The 4,255-nt window shown below is 58.0% G+C and carries 7 protein-coding genes; 2 read left to right on the top strand and 5 right to left on the bottom strand.

Annotated elements, in window-relative coordinates; translation table 11 throughout:
* Together DRB19_RS29040 and DRB19_RS29045 are read right to left on the bottom strand one after the other, a co-directional pair.
* Positions 1-241, bottom strand: a 241-nt coding sequence (locus DRB19_RS29040; protein WP_245439450.1) for an IS630 transposase-related protein, incomplete at its 3' end; no start/stop codon positions are given.
* Positions 242-280: 39 nt separating this feature from the next.
* A complete protein-coding gene (locus DRB19_RS29045; protein WP_114189419.1) occupies positions 281-730 on the bottom strand; it encodes a DUF3644 domain-containing protein in 450 nt (149 codons plus the stop codon).
* Between the two features lie 235 nt (positions 731-965).
* On the opposite strand from DRB19_RS29045, the gene DRB19_RS29050 reads away from it, so the two are divergent.
* Positions 966-1,163: a hypothetical protein gene (locus tag DRB19_RS29050; protein ID WP_147023280.1), complete on the top strand. Its 198-nt coding sequence runs from the start codon at positions 966-968 to the stop codon at positions 1,161-1,163.
* A 31-nt stretch (positions 1,164-1,194) separates the two neighbouring features.
* Positions 1,195-1,896: a 5'-methylthioadenosine/S-adenosylhomocysteine nucleosidase family protein gene (locus DRB19_RS29055; protein ID WP_162815953.1), complete on the top strand. Its 702-nt coding sequence runs from the start codon at positions 1,195-1,197 to the stop codon at positions 1,894-1,896.
* A 111-nt stretch (positions 1,897-2,007) separates the two neighbouring features.
* On the opposite strand, the gene DRB19_RS31420 is transcribed toward DRB19_RS29055, so the two are convergent.
* The 3 genes from DRB19_RS31420 to DRB19_RS30925 form a co-directional block, all read right to left on the bottom strand.
* Positions 2,008-2,376: a tetratricopeptide repeat protein gene (locus tag DRB19_RS31420; protein WP_308494374.1), complete on the bottom strand. Its 369-nt coding sequence runs from the start codon at positions 2,374-2,376 to the stop codon at positions 2,008-2,010.
* A gap of 66 nt (positions 2,377-2,442) precedes the next feature.
* Entirely contained in the window at positions 2,443-3,774 is a 1,332-nt protein-coding gene (locus DRB19_RS29060) for an adenylate/guanylate cyclase domain-containing protein (RefSeq protein WP_245439909.1), read from the bottom strand.
* 118 nt (positions 3,775-3,892) lie between these two features.
* A partial coding sequence (locus DRB19_RS30925; RefSeq protein WP_420870170.1) for a tetratricopeptide repeat protein occupies positions 3,893-4,255 on the bottom strand: 363 nt, incomplete at its 5' end.

The raw sequence follows: 4,255 nt of genomic DNA on the forward strand, positions 1-4,255 counted from the left end.
TGGCGGGGTGTGCCTCGACGGCTTGGATCAGGAAGGTCTCATAAGGCACCAGTTTGCCACCTCCCGGCGGACGGCCTTGGCGGGCGGGCGCCGGCGAGCCGAACCGCCGCTGGCGCTGCATCAGCTTGATGGCACAGCTGTCACTGACGCCAAAGTGGCGGGCCGCCGTCCGGCAGGAATGGCCCGCCTCGACGAAGGCTGCAACCCGCATACGAAGATCGAGAGAATAGCAGTGACCCATGATCCACCTCCCGTCCGACGAAGTGAATCACAGATCACATCAACCCAGAACCCTAAGAGTCGAATTTCCAGTCCGATGCTTTAGGCCTTGAGACTTGTAGAAGGCGTGCATCAAATATGTCCGTGCGATGATGGCCGTTACGATGAACACCTCAGAACGGAAATAGCATGTCGGGCTGTTATACGCCTGAACTGCGAGAAGCATTGCTTCTCTGGATTTTATGATTAGCTCATCAGACTTGATGTGAAGACCTGTTTTTGGGTCCAGATTGGGCCAGCTACTCAGGAAGCCTTCGAGTTCCGTATCACTCGCCGCTTTGACGGCTTTATGGATGCGTTCTTGTTTGATGTCTACAATTCGAGCCTGGTTCAAGGAACGACCCGGTCTGCTAAAGTAGGATAGCATCTCCTGGTTGGTGAACCGCTTGGAGGCGATCATCGCCTTCACAATGGCTACTTCCCATTTCTGCAAGGTGTTCTTGGGTGTCATAAGGCACTCGGGCGGATTCCGACGCACACCACAACAAAAATTGATCAGAGTCCAATGAGGCAGATGTCTTCTCCCCAGAAAGCAATAGCAGCATGCCTCATAGTAGGCATCGGTGCCGGTATGGTGTTCCGTATCATCATCTGTTTGGCTTTCTCTGGCATCCAGTGGAGAACAGCAGCGCGAAACAGGAAGGACGACAATGTTCGGCCAATCACATTCTCATAGAGTCTGGAGGATGATGAGCACCCTGATCGACGCCCGCCCCGAATGGGCTGATCAGGACACGTTCGAGGCCGACCGGGAGAAAATGCTTCGCTATGGGACCTCCATCGGCATGACCATTGAAGATCTAATGAGGATCACCGATCCGGACGTGATCTTGTGGCTGTGGGCGGCGGCTGAGGCAAAGACGCTGGAGTGTGAAAAAGTTTGATTCTAGAACTCCGTGAGGGATGGCAGTTGCGATGACGACAGGCATTCTCTGTGCGACGCCTGAGGAGTTCGACACTCTTCACCACCGGTTCCAGTTCGACCCGGGGCCTACCGCCCTTGCTGGTTTCCAGTTCTGGAAAGGATATGTCCCAGACCGTGCTCGATCCATTGTCCTAGCCCAGTCGGGTATCGGGAAGGTCAATGCCGCCACGCTGGCCACGATCCTGTTCACGACCTTCGGGTGCGACGACCTGATCTTCTCGGGTGTCGCAGGAGCCCTGACCGATCTTGAGGTTGGCTCAGTGGTGCTGGTAACCAAGGGAGCTACCCATGATTATGGACTGGTGAGCAACGGCGTCTTCACCTGTGTCCCGGTCGGAGACCTCGCGTTGCCAGGAATTGCCCAGCCGTTGCAGGATCTTCCGTCCGTCCCATCCGAAGTTCAACGCGCCTTGGAGCTTCTCCGGGATCGAATGGCCGACAACCTTGCGATCCGGCTCGGGGCGGTGCTGTCGGGAGATGTCTTCATCAACTGCCAAGAGGCCCGAACACGCCTTCAAGGCATGGGAGGGGACATAGTGGATATGGAATCCACGGCAGTCCTCGAAGTGGCCAGCCGTTTTGGCAAGGGAGCCTACATCGTCCGCACCATCTCGGATGGAGCAGGGGACGACAGCCATCTCTCCTATACCGAGATTGGCCATCGTCGCCCACAACTCGGCGCTCTGCGTTGAGGATCTGCTCAAGATCATGCCCTAACAGGAGCATCAGTCAGGCGCGGACAGTCGCGGGAGAATTGGAACCGGAGTTTACGCGAGGGCAGATGGTCGGGAGCCCAACTCGATCTATTCTGGTAGTCCTGCTTTCCGAAGCCCTTCCGCCATACGACCCCTCAGTGGAGACGAGGGAGGAGCCGCGTCAATGGCCTTCGAAACAGTCATATCTGGGTACGCGTCCAAGAAGCGGGCCACCGCTTGCTTAGCCTCTTCTAGGCGGTCAGCTTCGGCGTATGCTGCGGTCAGGAGCCGGTAGCCCCAGGTCGCATCTGGTCTCTCACGAAGACCTTTCTCGATCCATTGCGCCGCCTCATCACATTGGCCTTTCGCGAAATATGCGGCTCCGATCCCGATCAAGGCGCTGAAACGCATCGGATCGAGCGGACTGAGGCGCATGGCCCGCTGAAAATGCTCAATGGCAGTGTCGTGTCTTCGCATGTAGGTATTCGACCAGCCACTGCGCAGCCAAGCCCAGGCCGAGTTGGGGTCTAGCGTCAGCGCCTTCTAGACAACGGTGAGCCCGAGGTCAAACTGACCAACAAGGTTATACGCGGCACTCAGCACCGTCAGCACTAGGGTATCACTGCTGTCGAGAGACGCAGCCTCTCGGGCCAGTCGAAGGGCCTTGGCTCTGTCCGCCGCTGGATCGGGGGTCCGCATGTATGTGACACGCTGGGCATAGCACCACGCGGCGAGGGCCTTGGGCAGGGCATAGGTCGGATCGAGCACCATTGCCTGCTCAGCCAGCCTAAGCCCCTCGGCGGTGACTTCTGCATCGTGTGACCAAACGGCGGGTAGTGCCCGCATCACACAGTCATATGCATCGAGGCTGTCAGGCCGCTTACGCTTGGCCCACTCAATTTCGGAGAGGGTAATAGTCGGCTCAAGGGCTCCGACAATGGCCTCGGTCACCCGATCCTGAAGATCGAAGAGGTCCGTAACGTTCCCATCGTACCGCTCAGTCCAGATGTGGCTGCCGGTGGTGGCATCAATCAGTTGGGCAATGATGCGAAGCCGGTTTCCCGCCCTCCGGACGCTGCCCTCCAGCACATACCGCACGCCAAGTTCTTGGCTGACTTGGCGCACATCAACCGCTTTGCCCTTGTAGGTGAAGGTCGAACTGTGGGCGATGACGAACAGCGACCGAAAGCGCGACAGCGCCGCAATAATCTCCTCAACGATTCCATCGGCCAAGTAGTCCTGTTCGGGGTCGCCGCTCATGTTTCTGAACGGAAGCACCGCAATGGAGGGCTTGTCGGGCAGGGGGAGCGATTTAGCCTTCCCTTTTCCTGCTGGAGTGGGCAAGGTCGCCTTCAGTGCGAATGCTCGTACCGGCTCTTCGATGTTCTTCACCTTTTGCGGCCCGAGGTCGGAAAAGGTGAAGGGCACAACCCTGCGCACATACCCGTAGGCAGCGTCGGAGAGGCAGACGCCACCCGGTTCAGCAATGCTTTGCAGTCGGGCCGCGATGTTCACTCCGTCGCCCAATAGGTCGCTCCCGCGCACCATCACGTCACCGACATGAACTCCAATCCGGAACTGGAGGCAACGCTCGTCGGGGGTGTCATGGGCTGCTTGAGCCAGAGTCTCTTGCACAGCTACGGCACATTGGACGGCATCAACAGCACTAGAAAACTCAACGAGAATGCTGTCCCCAGCCGTGTTGGCGATCCGTCCACCGTGCTCGGCAATCAACTGGTCCATCACCTCGCGATGGGCAGTCAGTGCCTCCAGAGTGCCGACCTCATCCTGTTCCATGAGGCGCGAATAGCCTGCCACGTCAGCCGCGAAGATGGCTGTCAGCCGCCGCGCGACCTTGTGCTCCTGTGGACCCATTGGACCCTCGGTGCTGTTTGAGATCTGATTCTGCTTGTGCCTGGGTAAGGTGTCCAGTCTGGATTTGGTAATGGAGAGTTGAAACAGAGATACGAGTGCAAGTGAGAAGCCGCGACATCTATCTGTCTGGCAAACCAGCCTGACGTAGGGCTGCTGCGAACTGTGCTACTCTCTCAGGCGCGGTAAACTCCATCTGCTCCATCATGGTGACCGTGAGGCTGGGGGTAGCTTCGAGAAGCCTTTGCGCCGCCGTCCTGGCCGCGTCCAACCTTCCAACTTGGACATAACTCGCAACGAGGAGCGCACGGGACACCATAAAGGACGGGTTTGACTGGACTGCGAGGTTAGCGGCGGCAACCGCTTCCTCACTCTTCCCGCTGAACAGGTAGGCAAAGCCCATTCCTAAATACGGGTGATAGTTCATCGGATCGAGCGGGCTGAGGCGAACCGCCCGCAGCCCATGCTCGATCGACTTGTCATA

The organism is Microvirga aerophila (assembly GCF_003332305.1).
GTDB lineage: Bacteria > Pseudomonadota > Alphaproteobacteria > Rhizobiales > Beijerinckiaceae > Microvirga > Microvirga aerophila.

Excerpts from the sequence above, each read along its gene's own strand:
- DRB19_RS29045 (WP_114189419.1), bottom strand. The coding sequence starts at position 730 with ATGACACCCAAGAACACCTTGCAGAAATGGGAAGTAGCCATTGTGAAG.
- DRB19_RS29050 (WP_147023280.1), top strand. The coding sequence starts at position 966 with ATGATGAGCACCCTGATCGACGCCCGCCCCGAATGGGCTGATCAGGAC.
- DRB19_RS29055 (WP_162815953.1), top strand. The coding sequence starts at position 1,195 with ATGACGACAGGCATTCTCTGTGCGACGCCTGAGGAGTTCGACACTCTT.
- DRB19_RS31420 (WP_308494374.1), bottom strand. The coding sequence starts at position 2,376 with ATGCGAAGACACGACACTGCCATTGAGCATTTTCAGCGGGCCATGCGC.
- DRB19_RS29060 (WP_245439909.1), bottom strand. The coding sequence starts at position 3,774 with ATGGGTCCACAGGAGCACAAGGTCGCGCGGCGGCTGACAGCCATCTTC.